This is a genomic window from Nocardia nova, from assembly GCF_002933465.1.
In the GTDB taxonomy this organism is placed as follows: Bacteria; Actinomycetota; Actinomycetes; order Mycobacteriales; family Mycobacteriaceae; genus Nocardia; species Nocardia nova_B.
In genome coordinates, this window is the sequence record NZ_PSZE01000016.1 from 95414 (window position 1) to 114290 (window position 18877).

General features: G+C 64.8%; 22 protein-coding genes and 2 pseudogenes. 15 read left to right on the forward strand and 9 right to left on the reverse strand.

Translation table 11 applies throughout. From position 1 onward, the window contains the following. Positions 1-81: 81 nt before the first annotated feature. The 10 genes and pseudogenes from C5E41_RS19740 (at position 82) to xylB (ending at position 9020) form a co-directional block, all read left to right on the forward strand. A complete protein-coding gene (locus C5E41_RS19740) occupies positions 82-1284 on the forward strand; it encodes a lipase family protein (protein WP_258081102.1) in 1203 nt (400 codons plus the stop codon). 330 nt (positions 1285-1614) lie between these two features. Beyond that, positions 1615-1863 (forward strand): annotated as a pseudogene (locus C5E41_RS19745) (transposase); the annotation flags it as partial. A 58-nt stretch (positions 1864-1921) separates the two neighbouring features. Beyond that, positions 1922-2005 (forward strand): annotated as a pseudogene (locus tag C5E41_RS35990) (hypothetical protein); the annotation flags it as partial. 377 nt (positions 2006-2382) lie between these two features. After that, positions 2383-3231 (forward strand): family 43 glycosylhydrolase, encoded by an 849-nt coding sequence (locus tag C5E41_RS19750; protein ID WP_104377281.1) that lies wholly within the window; start codon positions 2383-2385, stop codon positions 3229-3231. Between the two features lie 138 nt (positions 3232-3369). Beyond that, positions 3370-4782 (forward strand): L-fucose/L-arabinose isomerase family protein, encoded by a 1413-nt coding sequence (locus C5E41_RS19755; protein WP_104377282.1) that lies wholly within the window; start codon positions 3370-3372, stop codon positions 4780-4782. After that, positions 4779-5048, forward strand: a complete 270-nt coding sequence (locus tag C5E41_RS34510) for a hypothetical protein (protein WP_219823200.1) — start codon at positions 4779-4781, stop codon at positions 5046-5048. The genes C5E41_RS19755 and C5E41_RS34510 overlap by 4 nt, the downstream gene beginning before the upstream one ends. Continuing rightward, positions 5048-5539, forward strand: a complete 492-nt coding sequence (locus C5E41_RS19760) for a xylulokinase (protein WP_219823201.1) — start codon at positions 5048-5050, stop codon at positions 5537-5539. Before C5E41_RS34510 ends, C5E41_RS19760 begins: the two co-directional genes overlap by 1 nt. Beyond that, on the forward strand, positions 5532-6539 hold the full coding sequence (locus tag C5E41_RS19765; RefSeq protein ID WP_104377283.1) for a glycoside hydrolase family 172 protein: 1008 nt from the start codon (positions 5532-5534) through the stop codon (positions 6537-6539). The genes C5E41_RS19760 and C5E41_RS19765 overlap by 8 nt, the downstream gene beginning before the upstream one ends. After that, positions 6540-7520 carry a zinc-dependent alcohol dehydrogenase family protein gene (locus C5E41_RS19770; protein WP_104377284.1) on the forward strand — a complete coding sequence of 327 codons (981 nt, stop codon included), beginning with the start codon at positions 6540-6542 and terminating at the stop codon, positions 7518-7520. It abuts the gene before it with no gap. Continuing rightward, entirely contained in the window at positions 7521-9020 is a 1500-nt protein-coding gene (gene xylB / locus C5E41_RS19775; RefSeq protein WP_104377285.1) for a xylulokinase, read from the forward strand. A gap of 171 nt (positions 9021-9191) precedes the next feature. Here the strand turns inward: xylB and C5E41_RS19780 are convergent, their stop codons facing one another. Both C5E41_RS19780 and C5E41_RS19785 read right to left on the reverse strand, forming a co-directional pair. Beyond that, positions 9192-9749, reverse strand: a complete 558-nt coding sequence (locus C5E41_RS19780; protein ID WP_104377286.1) for a class IV adenylate cyclase — start codon at positions 9747-9749, stop codon at positions 9192-9194. Between the two features lie 22 nt (positions 9750-9771). Next, the gene (locus C5E41_RS19785) at positions 9772-10581 is read right to left on the reverse strand and encodes a helix-turn-helix domain-containing protein (protein ID WP_219823202.1); all 810 of its coding nucleotides are present in this window, start codon (positions 10579-10581) and stop codon (positions 9772-9774) included. Between the two features lie 184 nt (positions 10582-10765). On the opposite strand from C5E41_RS19785, the gene C5E41_RS19790 reads away from it, so the two are divergent. Continuing rightward, a complete protein-coding gene (locus C5E41_RS19790; RefSeq protein ID WP_104377287.1) occupies positions 10766-11185 on the forward strand; it encodes a hypothetical protein in 420 nt (139 codons plus the stop codon). A gap of 13 nt (positions 11186-11198) precedes the next feature. Here C5E41_RS19790 and C5E41_RS19795 read toward each other — a convergent pair whose 3' ends face one another. Beyond that, complete coding sequence (locus tag C5E41_RS19795) at positions 11199-11387, reverse strand: hypothetical protein (RefSeq protein WP_104377288.1); 189 nt, start codon at positions 11385-11387, stop codon at positions 11199-11201. Between the two features lie 482 nt (positions 11388-11869). Between C5E41_RS19795 and C5E41_RS33375 the strand changes: the two genes are divergently transcribed. Next, positions 11870-12313: a hypothetical protein gene (locus tag C5E41_RS33375; protein ID WP_146097613.1), complete on the forward strand. Its 444-nt coding sequence runs from the start codon at positions 11870-11872 to the stop codon at positions 12311-12313. Between the two features lie 75 nt (positions 12314-12388). Here C5E41_RS33375 and C5E41_RS19800 read toward each other — a convergent pair whose 3' ends face one another. Further along, positions 12389-12625 carry a hypothetical protein gene (locus tag C5E41_RS19800; RefSeq protein WP_104377289.1) on the reverse strand — a complete coding sequence of 79 codons (237 nt, stop codon included), beginning with the start codon at positions 12623-12625 and terminating at the stop codon, positions 12389-12391. 299 nt (positions 12626-12924) lie between these two features. Between C5E41_RS19800 and argS the strand changes: the two genes are divergently transcribed. Continuing rightward, positions 12925-14697 carry an arginine--tRNA ligase gene (gene argS / locus C5E41_RS19805; RefSeq protein WP_258081091.1) on the forward strand — a complete coding sequence of 591 codons (1773 nt, stop codon included), beginning with the start codon at positions 12925-12927 and terminating at the stop codon, positions 14695-14697. A 92-nt stretch (positions 14698-14789) separates the two neighbouring features. Then, complete coding sequence (locus C5E41_RS19810) at positions 14790-15245, forward strand: NUDIX domain-containing protein (RefSeq protein ID WP_439956460.1); 456 nt, start codon at positions 14790-14792, stop codon at positions 15243-15245. Between the two features lie 53 nt (positions 15246-15298). On the opposite strand, the gene C5E41_RS19815 is transcribed toward C5E41_RS19810, so the two are convergent. The 5 genes from C5E41_RS19815 to C5E41_RS19835 form a co-directional block, all read right to left on the reverse strand. Further along, on the reverse strand, positions 15299-15706 hold the full coding sequence (locus C5E41_RS19815) for a hypothetical protein (protein ID WP_258081092.1): 408 nt from the start codon (positions 15704-15706) through the stop codon (positions 15299-15301). Positions 15707-15719: 13 nt separating this feature from the next. Further along, a complete protein-coding gene (gene dhaL, locus C5E41_RS19820) occupies positions 15720-16394 on the reverse strand; it encodes a dihydroxyacetone kinase subunit DhaL (protein ID WP_219823203.1) in 675 nt (224 codons plus the stop codon). Beyond that, positions 16391-17395: a dihydroxyacetone kinase subunit DhaK gene (locus tag C5E41_RS19825; RefSeq protein ID WP_219823204.1), complete on the reverse strand. Its 1005-nt coding sequence runs from the start codon at positions 17393-17395 to the stop codon at positions 16391-16393. Before C5E41_RS19825 ends, dhaL begins: the two co-directional genes overlap by 4 nt. A gap of 39 nt (positions 17396-17434) precedes the next feature. Beyond that, the gene (locus C5E41_RS33380; RefSeq protein ID WP_146097614.1) at positions 17435-17638 is read right to left on the reverse strand and encodes a hypothetical protein; all 204 of its coding nucleotides are present in this window, start codon (positions 17636-17638) and stop codon (positions 17435-17437) included. A gap of 318 nt (positions 17639-17956) precedes the next feature. Next, a complete protein-coding gene (locus C5E41_RS19835) occupies positions 17957-18256 on the reverse strand; it encodes a hypothetical protein (protein ID WP_104377294.1) in 300 nt (99 codons plus the stop codon). Positions 18257-18562: 306 nt separating this feature from the next. On the opposite strand from C5E41_RS19835, the gene C5E41_RS19840 reads away from it, so the two are divergent. Beyond that, positions 18563-18817, forward strand: a complete 255-nt coding sequence (locus tag C5E41_RS19840) for a nickel-binding protein (RefSeq protein WP_104377295.1) — start codon at positions 18563-18565, stop codon at positions 18815-18817. The last annotated feature ends 60 nt before the right edge of the window (positions 18818-18877 follow it).

Consider the following 18877-nt stretch of genomic DNA (forward strand, 5'->3'; position numbering starts at 1 on the left):
ATACCGCAGTCGTCGCCCGGAAATCCCCCGCCCTCCCCACTGCAGAAGTGGATCGACGAAAACATAAAGCCGCCACAATTGATGGCCGGCCCCGAGCAGTCCGCCGGCGATCAGCAGGCGGCATTGTGGCGGGCGATGTTGTCGTCGCCGACCGGCGATCAGACCTTCGACGCCTGGCCCGCGAATCTCGCCGCGCTGGAGCCGGGCCAGATCATCGAGTCCCGTGACGTGACGGCGACGACAGCGCAGCATATGGCGGCACCGATCCAGCGGGCGGTGCTGTTGAAGTTTCGCTCCACCTCGGCGACGGGCACGCCCTCCTTCGGTACCGCCACATTGATCACCCCGGCGGCATCGTGGAACGGTCCGGGGCCCCGTCCGGTGGAGGTGAACGCGTTGCCGATCAACGCACTCGGGTTGCACTGCACGCCGGGCTATCAGTTGTCGCACGACATACTCGATCGGACCAACACCGATCTGGTCTGGTTTCTGCCGGCTATCTGGTCGGCCCTGAACCAGGGGCACGCGGTTCTCCTGCCCGACCATGAGGGCCCGCTGATGGCGTATGGCGAGCCGAATGTGGCCGGGCACATGATGCTCGATTCGATTCGCGCCGTGCGAAATGCCCTGCCGGAGTTCGGTAACAGCCGTTATGTGGTCGAGGGCTACTCGGGCGGAGCGATCGCGTCGTACGCCACCGCGATGTTGCAGAGCGAGTACGCGCCGGACCTGTCGGACGTTCTGACGGGGGTGGCTTCGGGTGGACTGGCCGCCGACTACCGAAATATCGCCCATCGTTTCAACGGCTGGGTCGCCTCCGGCATTTTGTTGTCGGTGTCGACGGCGATAGCGCGCGAACATCCGGAGATGCTGCAGTACATGAATCACCTCGCGCAGTGGGTGACGACTTCTCCGACGCGAGATCTGTGTGGCGACGCTGATGGGCCGCTCGGTGTCGTCGGTATCCCGATGGACGTGGCCACGAATATCAGCAACTCGCTCGATAGTCCGGTGGCCGAGAATTTGTATCGCCAACTAGATTTGTCCGACCGGACGTCGGGTGTGCCGCTGTATATCTACCACGGTGCGTGGGATCCCTGGATTCCCCTCGAGGACGCACAGCGTATGTACGGCGAACAATGCAGCCGGGGCGTTCCGGCTATTTTCCGCACGGTGCCCGGTGAACATCTGAGCAGTTACGTCACCAGCTATCCGGGACTCAGCGATTGGCTCGACGCGCGGCTGCGCGGCGAACCGGCACCGAGTGAATGCCCCGGGAGGTAGCTCGGTAATCCTGGCAACCTGCGACGAGTCGCCGCAGCTGGCGTATGGCTACGCCACCATGATCGTGCTGGCGTTGATCCCATTGGACAGCGTTGTCGGGCAGCTCGTCGCCGCGGGCCGCCCGGAGTTGAAATGTCCATCGCCCCGGCAGCACGTTGCGACCGATCAACTCCCTTCGCACCTGCTCGGCCCCGGCAACTACTCGATAGGGTCGAATCACGACCGCACCATGAGGCGCAACAGGCCGAGCTGCGGTTCCAGTGCGCCGTCCTGGCCGAGGGCACGGAAATCGACCTCCACGGCGTCGACATCGAGGCGGCCCGCGCGCACCGCCAAATCTGGTCGAACAATCCGCAAGAACGATTGAACAAGGAAATCCGCCGCCGCACCGACGTCGTCGGTATATTCCCCGACCGGCAAGCCATCATCCGCCTCGTCGGCGCCGTGCTCGCCGAACAACACGACGAATGGATCGAAGGCCGCCGCTACCTCGGCCTCGACGTCCTGGCCCGCTCCCGCGGCCTCACCGACCCTACCGACGAACAGGAGGACACCACCACTCCAGCACTGACCGCCTGACCCAACAGGATCACGCGGCAATCACCCCCATACACCACACATTTGGACTTGACCGTGGTATTACCCCGAGGCGAAACGGGCAGCGGCCAACATCGAAGGCCACGTCGCCTTCTACAAGAACAAGGTCTCCATCCAGGAGTGATCCACGGCGTCTGCCGGAGGTGATGTTCCGGAATGCGTGCACTAGCTTCCGGTGGGCGATGCAGGTCAGTGATCGGCATCGACGCAGCCGATCGTGCCGGCTGCCGCTGCGGGTCACCCGAGGCCTGAACCCAGTGCGGGGGTCATCTACCGTGTGATGGGCCCGACACGGATGTTCACTGGCCTATGCGGTGAGTCGCCTGCCGGCTGGATCTCGTATCGGTCGGAGCCGGTCCGCAGTAGGTGTCTCCGGCAGCTTCACACCCGGTACGGCGAACGCGACTGAGGAGAGCCGTGGCAGATGACCGAGCCCGAGATCGAATTTCCAGAAGGACCGCCACGGACCGGCCTGGCCATCGTGGACGATCGGCACGCCACATGGTGAGCGTTCGCGCCGGGCGCTTCCACACGATCTACGACCCGAGCGCCGGTGAGTCGCAGCGGTGGTACATCAACGACCACACCATCATTCGCGACGAATCGGGCCGCTGGCACCTGTTCGGCATCACCCATCCCGAACCGGCGGATCCGTTCGAGGAGATCGAATTCGCCCACGCCAGCGCCGACGATCTGCACGGCCCATGGACCAAACACCCTTCGGCATTGACCGTGGACCGCGACTACGGCGAGACGCACCTGTGGGCGCCGTACGTGATCCGCGCCGACGGCCGCTACCACATGTTCTACGCGTGCGGTGGCGACGACCGCACCGCGGCAGCGATCTGTGTGGCCACCTCCGACGACCTGTTCGAGTGGACCCGCGAACCGACCGGGCCGGTGTTTCGCGACGGGTACGACGCCCGCGATCCCATGGTCGCGTGGATCGACGACTGCTGGGTGATGTACTACGCCGCGACGAGTTCGCCGGCGGGCGGCAACTATGTGGTCGCATACCGCACGAGTACCGACCTGCGCACCTGGAGTGAGCGGCGCATCGCGTTCACCGACCCCACCTCGGGCACCGAGGCCGGCAATACCGAATCACCATTCGTGTTGTCCCACAACGGTTCCTGGTATCTATTCATCGGCCCGCGACCCGATTACGTCGGTACCGACGTCTTCCGTAGCGACAACCCCTACCACTTCCGGATCGACAATCGTGCCGGCCACATCGCCGCGCATGCCGCCGAGGTGATCGACGACGGCGATCTGTGGATCACCAGTTGCGGCTGGGGTCAGGGCGGCGTGTCGCTGGCTTCCCTCGAGATCGGCGGAACCGCACCGTAGACCCTGCCCTGAGTGATATCTGTAGTGGTGCGAGCGCGGCCCGGAGGCGGCAGCCTGCATTACCACCGAGGACCACGCGGACCGCCATCGGGCACAGCAGCGAGTAGTCCGACCGTTCGTCTCTGGAAGGGATCCGGCGTGGCACGTATCGGTGTGATCAGCATTTCCGACGGACGCGACTATGTGCACGACGGCATAGCCGAGTTCATCCGTACCAACGAGGACCGGCTCGTCGCCGAACTGAGCTCCGCCGGACACGAGGTGGTGCGCGGCTCCGCGCCGGTCAGTACCAATACTCTCGCCGTCTCGGTGGCTCGCGAAGTCGCCTCGGCCGCAGTCGATCTGACCGTCCTGCACTACGCGGTGTGGGCATTCCCGCACTTCACGATGCTCGTCCAGGGAGCCACGCCGGGAGCGTTGCTGCTGCTGTCCAATATCGACCCGGTGCAGCCCGGAATGGTCGGGATGCTGGCGGCCGGGGGAGCGCTGGATCAGATCGGTCGCACGCACACCCGGCTGTGGGGCGACCCGGCCGACCCGGATCTGATCGAGAAGATCGGCGTGCAGGCGGTGGCGGCGTCGGCGGTGTCGAGCCTGCGTGGCTCGACGTTCGGCCGGTTCGGCGGCCGGCCGATGGGGATGAACACCGCCGTCGCGAATACCGATCAGTGGCAACGCATCTTCGGTGTCGACGTCGAGGAGATCGACCAGTGGGAGATCGTGCGCCGAGCCGAGTTGGCCGATGCCGCTGAGGTGTCGAAGGCCCGGGCATGGCTGGAGGAGACCACCGCGGGCGTGCACTACGACGGTGACAAACTCACTCCTGAGTTGCTGGAGCGCCAGATCCGCTCCTACCTCGCGGTTCGCGAGCTGATCGACGAATGGAACATCGACTTCTCCGGCATCAAGGGGCAGCCCGAACTCACCCAGTACTTCGCCACGATGGACGTCACGGAGGCGTTCCTCAACGACCCGTATGACTGGAACGGTCCGAAACCGACGCACGTGTGCGCGACCGAAGCCGACATGGACGGCGCGCTGACCATGCAACTGCTCAAACAGGTCTCGGGAACGCCGGTGTTGTTCGCCGACGTCCGCCACTACCACGCGGACCGCGACATCTGGGATCTGTGCAACTCCGGCCAGCACGCCACCTGGTTCGCGGCGCGCAGCGACGATCCGGCGGAGAACCTGTCGCGCGTGCATCTGTTCCCGGAGGTGTTCTTCTTCCCCGCAGGCGGGGCGTCCGTCCATCATCTCGCGGCGCCGGGGCAGATGACTCTGGCCCGGCTCACGCGCAACGACGGCAACTACCGAATGCAATTGATGCTCGGCGCCTTCGAGACTTACGACGAGGCCACCAACGAGGAATTGATGAGCCAGTCGACCCGCGAATGGCCGCACGCGTTCGCGCGGCTGGACGCTCGTGCCGAGGATTTCCTGTCCCGATTCGGCGCCAACCACATCCACGCTGTGCCCGGTGACCACCGCGGCACCGTGCGGGCCGCGTGTGATCTGCTGGGTGTCACCGTGGACGAATTCACTCGGTGACCATGTTCCTCGGAATCGACATCGGCACATCCGGTTCCAAGGGCGTCCTGACCGACGCCGGCGGCAAGGTCCTTACGCGGTCCGAGCGGCCGCACGAGGTGTCGATGCCGCGACCGGGCGTCGACGTGTGGGCCGAAACCTATTCGCTCGCAGCGGGAATGGCGACCTCGGGCGCGGTCACCGGCTGCGCTGCCTGGTCGGCGGAGGTTTCGGCGACCTGGTCGCGGAAGCGGGCAAGGTTCCGGCGGGTAGCCCAGGACTGCTGATGCTGCCGTACTTCGCCGGCGAACGAACGCCGCTCTTCGATCCCGACGCGCGCGGCATGGTCGCCGGTCACACCACGAGCCACGGCCGCGGCGAGCTGTACCGCGCCGCGCTGGAAGGAACCGCATACGGGGTCCGGCACAACCTGGAAGCCATGGCCGACGCCGGGGGCCGCGCTCGATGTCTGGTCGCGGTCGGGGATGGAACGAAGGGCGGGCTGTGGACCCAGATCGTGTCCGACGTGACCGGTCTGCCGCAGGAATTGCCGGCGGAGACCGTCGGTGCCTGCCTCGGCGACGCCATGCTCGCTGCGGAGGCTTCCGGGGTCGACACCTCCGGCTGGAACCCTGTGACGGCGATCGTCGAGCCGGACGCCGAACGGCAAGCGGTCTACGACCAGTACTACCGGTGCTACCGCGAACTCTACGAAGCGACTGCGGATATCGCGAATTTCCTTGCTACCGAACGACATCGGGCGGCGAACCATGGCTGAACTGTGGCGACTCGACCGGGCGCGGACACGCTCGATCAGCCCCGAGAACCCGACGGGCGCGCCGGGCGCGGGCGCACGGGCACAGACTGGCACCGGCGCGGGCGCGGCACGCGATCTCGGTGTGGGGTGGAAGGTGTCCCCGTCGATCGACCTCGCGGCTGGATCCACCGCGACGCTGGCCGACGTATCCGGACCGGGAGTGATCCGGCACTTCTGGCTGACCACCGACCGCACGGTACTGCGCCGGTTAAGGTTGACCTTCACCTGGGACGACGAGTCGCAGCCGTCGATCGACGTGCCGCTGGGCGACTTCTTCTGCAACGGCTGGGACGAACTGGCACTGGTGAGTTCGGAAATGGTCGTGGTCGCACCCGCCGGTGGCCTGAACAGCTACTGGCCCATGCCGTTTCGTCAGCGCGCCCGCGTCACCCTGCACAATCCGACCGAACGATCGGTGCCGGTCTACTATCAGCTCACCTACGACGAGACCGAGGTGGGGGAGGATGCCGGGTACCTGCATTGCAGGCGGCGACACAGTAATCCACTCGGCACTCCGGCGGTGCACACCATCGTCGACGGTATCCGCGGCCGCGGACGCTACGTCGGCACCTATCTGGCGATCGCCCCCAACGCCCCGGGCTGGTGGGGCGAGGGCGAGATCAAATTCCATCTCGACGGAGACGACGAGTTCCCGACGATCTGCGGCACCGGCACCGAGGATTATTTCGGCGGCGCCTGGAACTTCGACCTCGACGGCGCCTACCGCGACTACTCCAGCCCGTATCTCGGTCTGCACCAGGTACTTCCGCGCGAGGAGATCTACACGCCGCAACAACGATTCGGCATGTATCGCTGGCATGTGCGCGACCCGATCCGCTTCCACGAGGAACTGCATGTCACGCTGCAAGCACTGGGATGGCAGGACGGCGGGCGGTATCTGCCGTTGGCCGACGCCGATATCGCCACCACCGCATGGTGGTACCAGGAAAGGGGACGGTGAATGCGTGCCTTGGTGATCGAAAAGCCCGGTGAGTACTCGGTCCAGACTATTCCCGACCCGACCCCCGGCCCCGGCGAGGTGGTCATCGAGGTGGCCGCGGTAGGAATCTGCGGCACCGACATCCACATCGTCGAAGGCGAATTCCCGCCCACGCCGTACCCGATCGTGCCCGGCCACGAGTTCTGCGGTGAGATCGTCGACGGCCCGAGGTCCGGCGAGAAGGTGGCCGTGGACCCGTCGCTGTTCTGCGGCGCCTGCCACTACTGCCGTATCGGCCGCGGCAACCTCTGCGAACGCTGGGGTGCGATCGGGGACACGGTGAACGGCGCGATGGCCGAATACGTCGCGGTGCCGGAGGCCAACTGCTTCACGTTGCCGGCGGATTTGCCCGCCGCACACGGCGCGCTGGTGGAACCGCTGTCGTGCGCGGTGCACGGATTCGACGGATTACCACGCACATTGGGTGCGCACTATCTGATCTACGGCGCGGGCACCATGGGCCTGATGATGCTGCAACTCGCGGTAGCCGCAGGCGCGACCTCGGTATCGGTGGTGGACCTCAACACCGACCGATTGCAGGTCGCCCGCACACTCGGCGCCGACGCGGTCGCCACGAACGCCGACGAGTTCGACCGCCCGCACGGCTGGGAAGTCGTCATCGACTGCACCGGCGCGATCTCGGCGATCGAGGACGGCCTCACCCGAGTCCGCCGCGGCGGGACCTACCAGCAGTTCGGCGTTGCCCCCGGCGACGCGACCGCATCGTTCTCACCCTTCCGCATCTACAACGACGAAATCACCGTCGTCGGCTCGATGGCCGTGGTCCACAGCTTCGGCCGCGCCGTCGACCTCATGTGCAAGGGCGCGATCGACGCCGACACCATGGTCACCCACACCTTCGGCCTCGACCAGTTCTCCGAAGCGCTGCGAGCCTTCCGCGACGGCATCGGCCGCAAGATCCAGATGGCCCCGCGCGGATAAATGGCAACCGTCGCCGGGGTAGACAGCTCCACCCAATCCTGCAAGGTCGTGGTCTGCGACGCGGACACTGGTGAGGTGTTGACACGGGGCCACGCCCCGCACCCAGACGGAACCGAGGTGCCGCCCGAGGCATGGTGGACCGCGCTGCAACAGGCGGGGGAGGGGTTGCTCGACAACGTCGACGCGGTATCGATCGCCGGCCAGCAGCACGGGCTGGTGGCACTCGACGACTCGCATCGGCCGGTGCGAGATGCCTTGCTGTGGAACGACGTCCGCTCCGCCGAGGCGGCCGACGACCTCGTCGCGGAGCTGGGAGGACCGCAGGCGTGGCTGGACGCAGTCGGCAGCGTCCCGGTCGCCGCCTTCACCGTGGCGAAACTGCGGTGGATGGCCGACCACGAGCCCGAACTCGCGGATCGGGTCACCCGCGTGATGCTGCCCCACGACTACCTCACCTGGCGATTGCGTGGTGGTGGTGATGCCCCACCCACCACCGATCGCAGCGACGCCTCGGGCTCTGGATACTGGTCGGCGGTGCAGGGCCGGTATCGAGAAGACTTGCTGGCCTTGGCCTTCCGTGACCGAACCCCGGAACTTCCGAGGGTGCTGGAACCGTCCGAGAGCGCCGGACGCACCGCATCGGGCGCGCTCGTCGCCGCAGGCGCGGGGGACAACGCGGCAACGGCGCTCGGTCTCGGGATCGGTGACGGCGACGTGGTGATCTCGCTGGGCACCAGCGGCACTGCGTTCGCACACACCTCGCAGCTGCATACCGATCCGTTCGTCAACGGATTCGCCGACGCGACAGGGCAATTCCTCCCCTTGGTGTGCACACTCAACGCCGCCCGAGTGCTCGAGGCGATGGCCACTGCCTTGGGAATCGGCATCGGCGAACTCGAGACACTGGCCCGTCAGGCCCCGCCGGGCGCCGACGGCCTCGTCCTGCTGCCGTACCTGTCCGGCGAACGCACCCCAAACCTTCCGTATGCGACAGGTAGCCTGCACGGATTGCGCGCGGAGACAATGCGGCCCGCGCACCTGGCCCGCGCCGCAGCGGAGGGAATGCTGTGCAATATGGCCGATGCGCTCGACCGGCTACGTGCTGCCACACCCCGGCGAGTGCTGCTAATTGGCGGCGCTTCGCGTTCGGCCTTCGTCGCCGAGACCGCCGCGCAAATTCTCGGTGCGGTGGTGACTGTCCCGACGCCGGGGGAGTACGTCGCACTCGGTGCCGCACGGCAGGCTGCGTGGGTATTGCGCGGTGGCGCTGCGGTGGCCAGCGGCCACGACTGTCGAGATTCCGGCATCCGGCGACGATGCGGTGGGCGAAGGGATCCGCAACGCCTACACACAGGCGCGAGAAGCGTTGTACGGCAAATGGTGCGTAACACCGAATATCCAGGCCTGACACGAGAGGCTGCGGATAACGAATTCTGCGCGAGAGCGAATATCAACATCATCCGCGGTTTGGCGCGCCACTGGTTTCGAGGTAGCGACTGAGAAGACGTGGGGCGGTCTGCGGCGCCGTATGCAGCTCGACGTCACGCCACTCGAGTATTAGCGGTGGCGTAAAGGCGGACCGATAATCGAAGTAATTCGAGGTCGTGGGCCCGTTGCGCGATGAATGCTCTGCATGGTCCATGCCACCGTTCACGTTCAATGAGCGCCCGCTCAGTGGCGTGCCTGTCGAACCGCGTCGGTGTACAACACGGTGGTTAGCTCTTCGGGGGTGACGCCGAGGCCGGTGAGTACCTTCCGCAGGTCCGTGAAGGCACGGGACATGTCGGGTTCTTCGGCTTGGGTTTCCAGTTCGAGGAAGGTGCCGTCGATCTCGGGGACGTTCGCGATGGTGGCGAGCATGCGCCTGCCGCAGGCAGTGAACTCGAAGTTTTCGCATCGTTTGGTGAAGGACAGGGTGGGCTGATAGCCGAGTCGGGTGATGATGGCGCCCATGGCGTGGCGATCAGCGACAACGGTTTCGAATTCGGGTTTGGACCCGGTCGCGTCGTCAACGGCGGGGTCTTTGAAGGTGAGTAAGTGCCGATGGGCGCCGGAGGAGTCTTCCATAGTGCGGAGTCGGAATTCCCGGCCGGTGCGGTCGAGGTCGCCGCTGGGGGTGTCATAGTAAGTGTCTTGGTAGGACACAACATTGGGGATGGCTCGCTCGCGGAGGGCGGCACGGACTCGGTCCGGGGCGGTCAGCTTGGCTTTGTATTCTGCCTCGATCACAGTGCTGCCTTTCTATCAATGGTCAGACGGCGCGGCGGGCGGTTGTGACGGTCTGTTCGACAGTTCGGCAAAAGGCGTGGTGCAGGATCCCGACTGGGTTCGGTTGGATCCGGTGAGTCGGACAGGCGTGGGCTTCGCGGCAGTCGGTGAACGCGGAGACGAACATGGTTCCACGCGGTCCATCGATGCTGATGATCCGCCATACCGGGACGTGATCGTAGAGATAGATCTCGACTGGGCGTCCGGCAGCGGCAAATTCACGCAATCGTGAGAGCGACAGACGGATTCCGGCGGAGAACGACTCGCCTGATTCACCGACCTCCTGCGCGCGATATGCGGCAGCAGCTGAGTCGGGGTCGAGCAGAAGCACGCGCAAGGGGGTGTCGACCGGGATGACTTCGCGCAGGAGCGAGTCCTTCAATCCCAGGATGCCGAGCCCGCGCACTGCCATGACATCGACGGTGGCCGCACCGCGGACTGCTGTACGGATGTCCGCGGCGGCATCGGCCTGGGCCGGGTAGGTGCGGGTGATCTCGTTGTGACCGACCGATGTTGCCGAACCGTCATTCCGGGGTGCGAGTCCCAGGGCGATCCGGGCCGGGTCCGGCATCCCCAGTCCGTCGGCCAGTCGCTGAAATGAACTGAGGCTGGTGACCTGTCGACGCCGGTTGATCAGTTCGTTGATTCGGCCTTGGGAAATCGCCAGCGCTGTGGCCAGGCGTTGCTGGCTGGCGCCGGTGTGCTGCTGCACCAGCCGCAGGATGCCGGCAACATCGCGCTCGGCGAGAAGACTGCGGACCTCTTCACGTGCCCAGATTTCTGCGGGAACCACGACCGGTGTGAACGCGGATCCATGCACGCCTGCCCCCTCCTGACCTCTCACCAGCGCTTATCTCGCGGCGAGATTATCAGATTGGCTGGTGATATCACCGCTGTGCGATCGAAAAGTCTTGTGCACCTTAGCTTACTGGACGTGCTGCTCACGCTCGATGGTGGGCGTCAACGAGGCCGGCTGAATGGGAGGGCCGTACACGGTGCAGCCACCAGCAGAGGATGCCGACCCAATCGGCTACGCGCTCGGTCTTGCCGCCGGCCTGGGTGTCGACGCGATGATCGTCTACGACCTGGAAACGGTCGGGCACACCCCGAGCCGGGTGTGCGAGCTGTTCGATCTGGAGACGGTCTGTCCTCCGGTGACGTGGGCCGCAGCGCTGCCGAGCCCGGATGACGCGACCCACGCACACCCGGAGAATCCGCTCACGGTGGTCTCGGCACAGCGAATCATGCAGCAGCACTTGAGGTGTCACGCGGTTTCGTGCGCCCGCAAGGCAAGCGCGCACAGCTTCCTTGTGCGCGAGGGCAAGATCGTCCCGCCTCTCGATACCCCCGCGCGAGCGCGCCGCTGCCCGTGGCATTTGCTTCCGACCGCGACCTGACAGCGACGCCCCGCTACCGGAGGGCGTGAACCTGGAAACGCTGCTCGAGGTTCTGGCCGGACTGGCCGAATACTCTCCAATCGGGAAGCAGTAGCGGGACGCGATGAGCTTCGCCGATCCCACTGAAGCTGAACATGAATCGCCGCTGCCGGACGAGCCGGATATCGGCCTCTGCGTCCTGATCACGGTCTCCAGCGAACATGAACTGAGGTTTGTGGCATGCGCATCGGCCGCTATGCGGTTCGTCGCGTGCACGTCCGCCGACCTACATCCCGGCAGGCGACGAATTCGGTCGTTCGGAAATTCCTCGCCGATACGATCGATCCGCGGATGTGTCAACCGAATTGGTGTGAGCCGAATGTGCTCATACGCGGCACGGGATGATCTGGGTGAACAACCCCGAGTGGGGCGAACTGCTGTACAGCGACTTCGGCCTCTGTGTGCAATTCGGGATGGGTAAGTCATGCACGGCCACGGCTACGTCGACATCTGGTACGACCATCGACGGAGTTGAGAGGTGACAACGCGTGCCGAGTTCTCTTTTCCATATGAGTCATGGGTCACGCTGCATGTGTGGGAACCGTCGCGGCTGTCGCCGCGTCATAACTAGTGAGCAACACAGAAACTTGGGGGATACCTTGTGGAGCAATCGGTTTCACGCGCCTGTGTTGCGGGGGAGGCAACATGTTCATCAGAAGAGCTGTCGCGGCTGTAGTCCTCGTGCTTATGGGTTTGGGCCTGGGCGGGGCGGTGCCGGCATCGGCGCAGCCGATTCCCGCATCGCATCAGTTCACGCCCAATGACCCGTCTTGGGTCAGGGAGAATAATGTCGCGCGGTTCACCGGTCAGGTGGCCTATGCGAGCATGACATTTGCCTGGTCGCTTCGGTTGAGTCCTTCAGTTCAGGCGATAGTCTTGGGGCCGATGACCTGTTGGACCACGATCAGCGGAGTTTCGGGCTACTCCGACAATCATGCGGATATCCCAGCGGATTACCTCCTGCATTCGAGTGTGAAGATTCAGCGAGGAGTGAATTGCAGTCTTCGGAGTCGGTGTGATTTCAAGGTCATGACCGATACTGGTCCGACGCCCTCGAATGTTGTGACGGCGATCGATTTCAACGCTTGATTGCTGGGCGGGTAAGAAGGTAGAGGCTCTGCTCGCATTATCGTTCGAGCAGAGCCTCTACCGATACCGGCACGGTCAGGGCCAAGTGACTTTGATGGCCCGGAGATCATGTGAATCCTGTTGAGCTTCTTCGTATTCCACCTCGACTGAGTCGTCGATGGCAACGTCACCGAAATTCTTGTGCTCACCTAGCGAGTCGAGACCGAACCAGACATGCGAACCGCCTTCGGTCTCGATTATTCCGGTGGCGCGTTTCTCGTTCCAACGCCAGACTTTCCCCTTGGCGCGCTGTACCTCTCGCTCATTCTCCACGTCCTCGACTATACCCACGCGGTGTCGGCAGCTGGGTAATGCAGAGGGAGGCGTTCGTTCGGCAATCGAGAAGCTCTACCGGCGTCCCACCGCACAACGGTTTCACCCGCGTCGGCGGTGAGAGGCGGGAACGAGCGCGAGGAAAGAGAACGGGAGGGACGGGAACGCGGGCGGTGATAAAGGATCGCCGAGGTAGCCGGTGTGCGGGTTCGACCAAGGGCCCGAACCCCTTGAAAGTCATGCAAACAGAGGTCGCTGAGACAATCGGTGCCCACTGTCGTTCAGGAAAGGAATCCCAGGTGAGCTCTGCCGGTGTTGTGCCGCTGCTCGGATCTGTCGCTGCCGCTGTGTCGGAGGCGATTGCCCGAGTCCGACCCGATCTGGCCGGAGCCGACCCGGTGGTGCGACGATCCGATCGCGCCGACTTCCAATCGAACGCTGCGCTGCCGCTGGCGAAGAAGACCGGGACGAAACCCATCGAACTGGCCCACTCGCTGGTACAGCATCTCGAAGGCACTGGCCCCAGGGCCGTCGAGTCCGTGACGGTGTCGGGACCAGGCTTCCTGAACATCACCGTCTCCGATGCTTCGATCTGGTCACAGGTCTCCGCCAGGCTGGCCGACGACCGGCTCGGCGTTCCCGCCGACGAAACCGGGCACCGGGTGGTGATCGACTATTCGGGACCGAACGTAGCCAAAGAAATGCACGTCGGGCATCTGCGCACCACCATCATCGGTGACAGCCTCGCCCGTGTTCTCGGTTTTCTCGGCGCCGAGGTGATCCGCGCTAACCATCTCGGCGACTGGGGAACCCAGTTCGGAATGCTCATCCAATACATCGATGAGCACCCCGAAAACCCTTGGCATCAGGACGATCTCACCGATAACCAGGTCAGTGCGGTCTCGGCATTGGACGCGCTCTACAAAGCTGCACGGTCCCAGTTCGACGCCGACCCTGACTTCGCCGATCGTGCGCGACGGCGTGTGGTCGCCCTGCAAACCGGTGACGAGCAGACGGTAGCCCGGTGGAAGGAGATCGTCGCCGAATCGGAGAAGGCATTCGGCGCGATCTATGACCGTCTGGGCGTTCTGCTCACCTCCGACGACTATGCCGGGGAGTCCTTCTACAACCCGATGCTGGCCGACACCGTCATCGAACTCCTCGACAAGGCCGTCGCTGTCGCCAGCGACGGTGCGATCGTCGTGGCCTCGGAAGAGGTCACCGGCCCAGACGACACGCCCGCCGTGCTGATGGTTCGCAAGAGTGACGGTGGATACGGCTACGACAGCACCGACCTGGCCACAATCCGTTACCGCATCACCACCCTGCAGGCCGACCGGTTGCTGTATGTCACCGATTCCCGCCAAGCCCTGCACTTCCAGTTGGTCTTCGAAGCAGCCCGTCGGGTCGGTTGGATCACCGACACCGTCACCGTCGACCATGTTCCTTACGGCACCGTCCTCGGCCCCGACGGCCGCCCCTTCAAAACCCGCGCCGGTGGCACCGTCCGCCTGATGGATCTGCTCGACGACGCCGTTACCGCCGCTCGCACCGTTGTTGCCGAGAAGAACCCCGACCTGCCCGCCGCAGAACTCGATGCCATCGCCGAACAAGCCGGAATCGGCGCGGTGAAATACGCCGACCTGTCCACCAGCCGGATCAAGGACTACACCTTCGACCCAGAGCGCATGACCGCATTCAACGGCAGCACCGGCGTCTACCTGCAATACGCCCACGCCCGAATCTGCTCGATTCTGGGTAAAGCCGAAGCCCTCACGGGTGTTTCGGTGGAGCCGAATATCTCCCTCGAGCCCGCCGAACGAGAACTCGCACTCACCCTGGACGGATTCGCGGATGCCATCGCGGAGGTCGCCGCAACGCTCGAACCCCACCGCCTGGCCCGCTACCTCTACGAACTCGCCCGCACCTTCACCCGGTTCTACGACACCTGCCCCGTCCTGACCGCCGCTGAGCCCGTCCGCGGCAACCGGATCGCCCTGTCACAGCTGGCGGCGCGAACCCTTGCCCAGGGGCTCGGGCTGCTGGGAATCGCTGCGCCGGAACGACTCTGAACAGAAATGATCGACGAGGGACGTGAACGTGGGCGGTGATCAAGGATCATCGAGGTGGCCCAGCACCCCCACTACCTGAGAGGATGACACCCGTGACCGACCTCATCGAGGGCCTCGTAGCTACAGCCGAACGCGACGGCGTCGTGCAGCTGGTCGTCGGCGCCGTCATCCAACATGAGGGCCGCGTCCTGCTACTCCGCCGACCCGGCAATGACTTCATGGGCGGTGTTTGGGAACTGCCCAGCGGGAAAGTCGAACCCGGCGAAAATCTCGGTGACGCTCTTACCCGGGAGGTCTCCGAAGAGACCGGCCTGACCATGACAGCGATAGGCCGCTACCTCGATTCGTTCGACTACACCTCGGGAAGCGGAAAACATAGCCGCCAGTTCAATTTCGCGGTCGACTGCGTCGCGCCGGACCCCGTTCGGCTCACAGAACACGATGCATACACCTGGGCTGCTCTCAGCGAGGAACTGCCGGTCACTGACGCCGTCAAGAAGACCCTGGCCACCTTCGTCGAGGGCGGGGGAAGCTATATCGCTCGATGACTGCCGGGTGACCGGAAGGCTTGTGGTGGTGCGAGTTCCGCGATCGGATTCGGTCAGATGCCCGGCGCTACCGGTGTCTCCTCGCGATCACGCGCGGCGTGGCGGGGCAGGAACATAGCCGGCACGATGATCACCGCCGTGAGCCCGAACAATGGTCCGACCACCGGCATCAGTGGGGGCGGAACGGAGCTGATCTGCCCGGAACCGCCGCTGCCGGAAGGCATTCCGCGCTCGACCAGCTTCCCGAAAAGGTGCTGTGTCAGCGCGGTCACCAGTAAGGCGCTGCCGAGCGACGCGCCGACCTGCTGAATGGCCGAGAGCGTGGGCGCCGCGTGTGTCAGGGCGTCCTTGCCCAGTTCCGTGTAAGCAGCCGCGATAGTCGGCATCATCACCGAACCGAGGCCCATACCGCGCACGAACAGGGCCACGCAGAGCCAGATGTACGAGGTGTCGGTGCCCACGTAGCATCAGCCGCTATGTGCTGCTATCCCCCGGTGTCGGCACGGATACCGCCTCGAGCAGACGCACACGCTCCCCGTTCGATATCTCTGTTCCGGATACCGGCTCCGCGAGCACACACAGCAGCAGCGCCACGCCTACCGCCCCCGGGTCGGGGTGGCCGACGGCGCGCTCGCCGAGGTAACTCGCGCGACCGCGACGCGCCCGCAGGGGCGCAGTGGACAGGGCTCCGTCCACTGCGACGCTCACCATCGCGGCGATATCGACATCACCATTCAGCGCCGCGGCGGCGGGAGCGAGCGCGTCGACCATGGTGCGGTCGCCGACTTCCGCCTCGCCGACGCGCTGGATGGCGGCGAGACCATCGCTGAGACCGGTTCTGAGGGCGTCGATATAGGAATCCGATCGTGTCGCCCGGGTGCCGAGTGATTGGAACAGGAGTCCGAACAGAGGGCCGCTCGTGCCTCCGACCTCGTCGAGAAAGACTGCTCGCAACGTATCCCACGGTGCGGGGGAGTCCGGTGTGGCAAGGCGGTCGGCGACCTCGGAGAGACCCTCGCGCAGATTGACGCCGAAATCTCCGTCGCCGGTGATCTCGTCCAGCGTTGTCAGTGCGGGCTCGGCGGCGATGAACACTTCCTGCAGCCGGGCGACGGTGCTGTCGAGCGTCGTCATTGCCTCGCGGGTCATCGTGCGGCGTCCTTCCAGGCGGGCGCGCCGGTCGGGGCATGCCAGAGATCGAGCCAGCCGTCGGCGAGTTGGGTGAGAGTGATCGAAAAGCCGCTCATGTCCAGTGCTGCAACAAAAGTGCCGACCTGGACCGCCGAGATTTCGCGGCCTCGGGCGGTGAGGGTGCGCGCCGCGAGCTCGAGAACCGTGCAGAGTTCGAGCTCCGTCGTCGCACCGAGCCCATTGATCAACAGTAACAACGGCTTTCGATGATCACCGGGAAGTGAGGTGAGGATATCGGTGAGCATCCGGTCGACAAGTTCGGCGAGTGGTGGCCTGGTAATCGAGGTCGAGGCGCGTTCGCCGTGTATTCCCACCCCGTATTCGAGCTGATCCGGTTCGAGTTCGAAGGCCCGCGCTCCGGTATTCGGTGACGTGAGCGCCTCGGTGGCCACCGCGATACTGCGGCTGCGCTCGGCCACCTCGCGGCCGAGCGCGGCCAGCGAGGTGAGCGCGTCACCGCGGTCCGCGGCGGCGCCGAGGATCTTTTCGACAACGATCGTCGCGGCGGTCCCGCGGCGTCCGGTCGCCGTCTCGTCCGATTCGGTGGCGACGTCGTCGTCGACGAGTACCCGGTCGACCTCGATCCCGTCGGCGGCGAGCCGTTCTGCGGCGATCCCGAAATTGATCTTGTCTCCGGTGTAGTTCTTGACGATGTGCAGCACCCCACCGTCACGAGCGACGGCTTTGCTCGCCTCGTAGACCTGGCGATTGTGCGGCGAGGCGAAGATCTTCCCGGGTACCGCCGCGTCGAGCATTCCCATGCCCACGAATCCGACGTGCATCGGCTCGTGGCCGGAACCGCCGCCGGAGACGAGGGCGACCCGCCGCGTCGGCGCACCGCGATCGTGGTGCACGAACAGCGGGTCGGTACTTATCCGGACCCACGGGTTTCGGCGCACGAAACCTTGCAGTGCAACCTCGGGGCCCTGGCCTGGTTCGTGTAAGAACAGTGCGGGCACAGACATCCTCCTCGTCGATCGACGGCGTGATGTCCAGTATCACGGGGCTGGGCGAAGTCGTGTTCCCAGGTGTCCGGGCTCCCAGCGACGAGGCGTCGCTGTCGACCATGACAGCGTGATCGTGTTCGTCGTCGCGATATACCCGTCGAGCATCGTCCCGATGTAGTAGGTCGGGTTGTCGTCCGGGCCGAAGGTGAGCCGACTGCCCAGCACGCGATCGACGATCGCGTAGATCTCGGGCATGAACTGCTCCGGCGGCCAGCCGAGTCGCGTGCGCGTTCCTCGACCATCGCGATGAGCGGACCGGTCGGATCGCCACTGGCAGCGACGATTTCGCCGACGCTGTGACAGTTCCAGTCGATGTCGCCGTGCTCCATCCGGTCGATGATCCTCGCTGGCGGCGATGGTGACCAGTTCGGTGCCGAAATAGGAGAAGAACGCGGTCGGCACGGCCGCGAGAGCAAATCTGCGGCTATGGACCTTCGTTCAGGATCGACGGCGGCGTACGACGCGGTAGGTCCGCTGGTCGGCTGGAGCGAAAGAGGTTCTGCCGACGGGTGATCAGGGGGCCGGCTTGGGCTGGGATAGATCCTTGATACCGGTGATGGCCGTGATGATGTTGTCGATAGTGGAGGTGCCGCCCTCGAGGGCCGAGCTGCCGGAGTCGAGCATGGCCGAGCCCGACGACGATCCTGCGGAACCGGACGATGAACCGGTGTCGGCCGAGCCCGAGCTCAGCTGTGCGGGGGCGGTGGTGCCCGAGTCGGCGGAGGGGGCGGCCGCGGAGGCCATGGCGACCGGGCCGAAGAACAGCGCGGCGGTGGAGATGGTGGCGGCAGCGAAGATCTTGCGAGAGACCATGTACGGGATTTCCTTCCACAGATGGATAACGACGCCATCACGGCGCGTAACCCAAATATACGAACGTGAAATGTGTAAATCCAATTTCGTTACTGTGTGAATGGTCACGGTTAACAGCTGGCGAACTGCGTATTTCGTGTAAGTATCAGAATTGATCTTGCATTCTTTCCGATAATTACATGATCAAATTTCCAGGTCTCCGGCTGATGCCTCCAACCGTGGTCTGCGGGCTGTCGAAGGGGTCACGTGCGGCGTAATCTACGTCACATCGCCACTCGGCCTCGCCCACTCGAACAAGGAGTCCTGATGGTCCTCTTCATCGATGTGCACGAACATCTGCCCGAAGGCACGACGGCGCGGGACGTGGCCGCCGCCCATGCCGCAGACGTGGCGATCCAGGGAGATTACGGCGTGACGTACCAGCGCTACTGGGTCGACGAAGCGAGCCACACGGCCTTCTGCCTGGTCGATGCCCCGGACGCCGATACGGCGATCGCCGTGCACCGCGAGGCGCACGGCCTCGTGCCCGACCGGATCTACCCGGTGGTCGAGGGCGACTGATCGTTTCCGCCCGCGAAGTTAATCGGTGCGGCCGAGACCACGTGCCTGCGCCTGTCGACG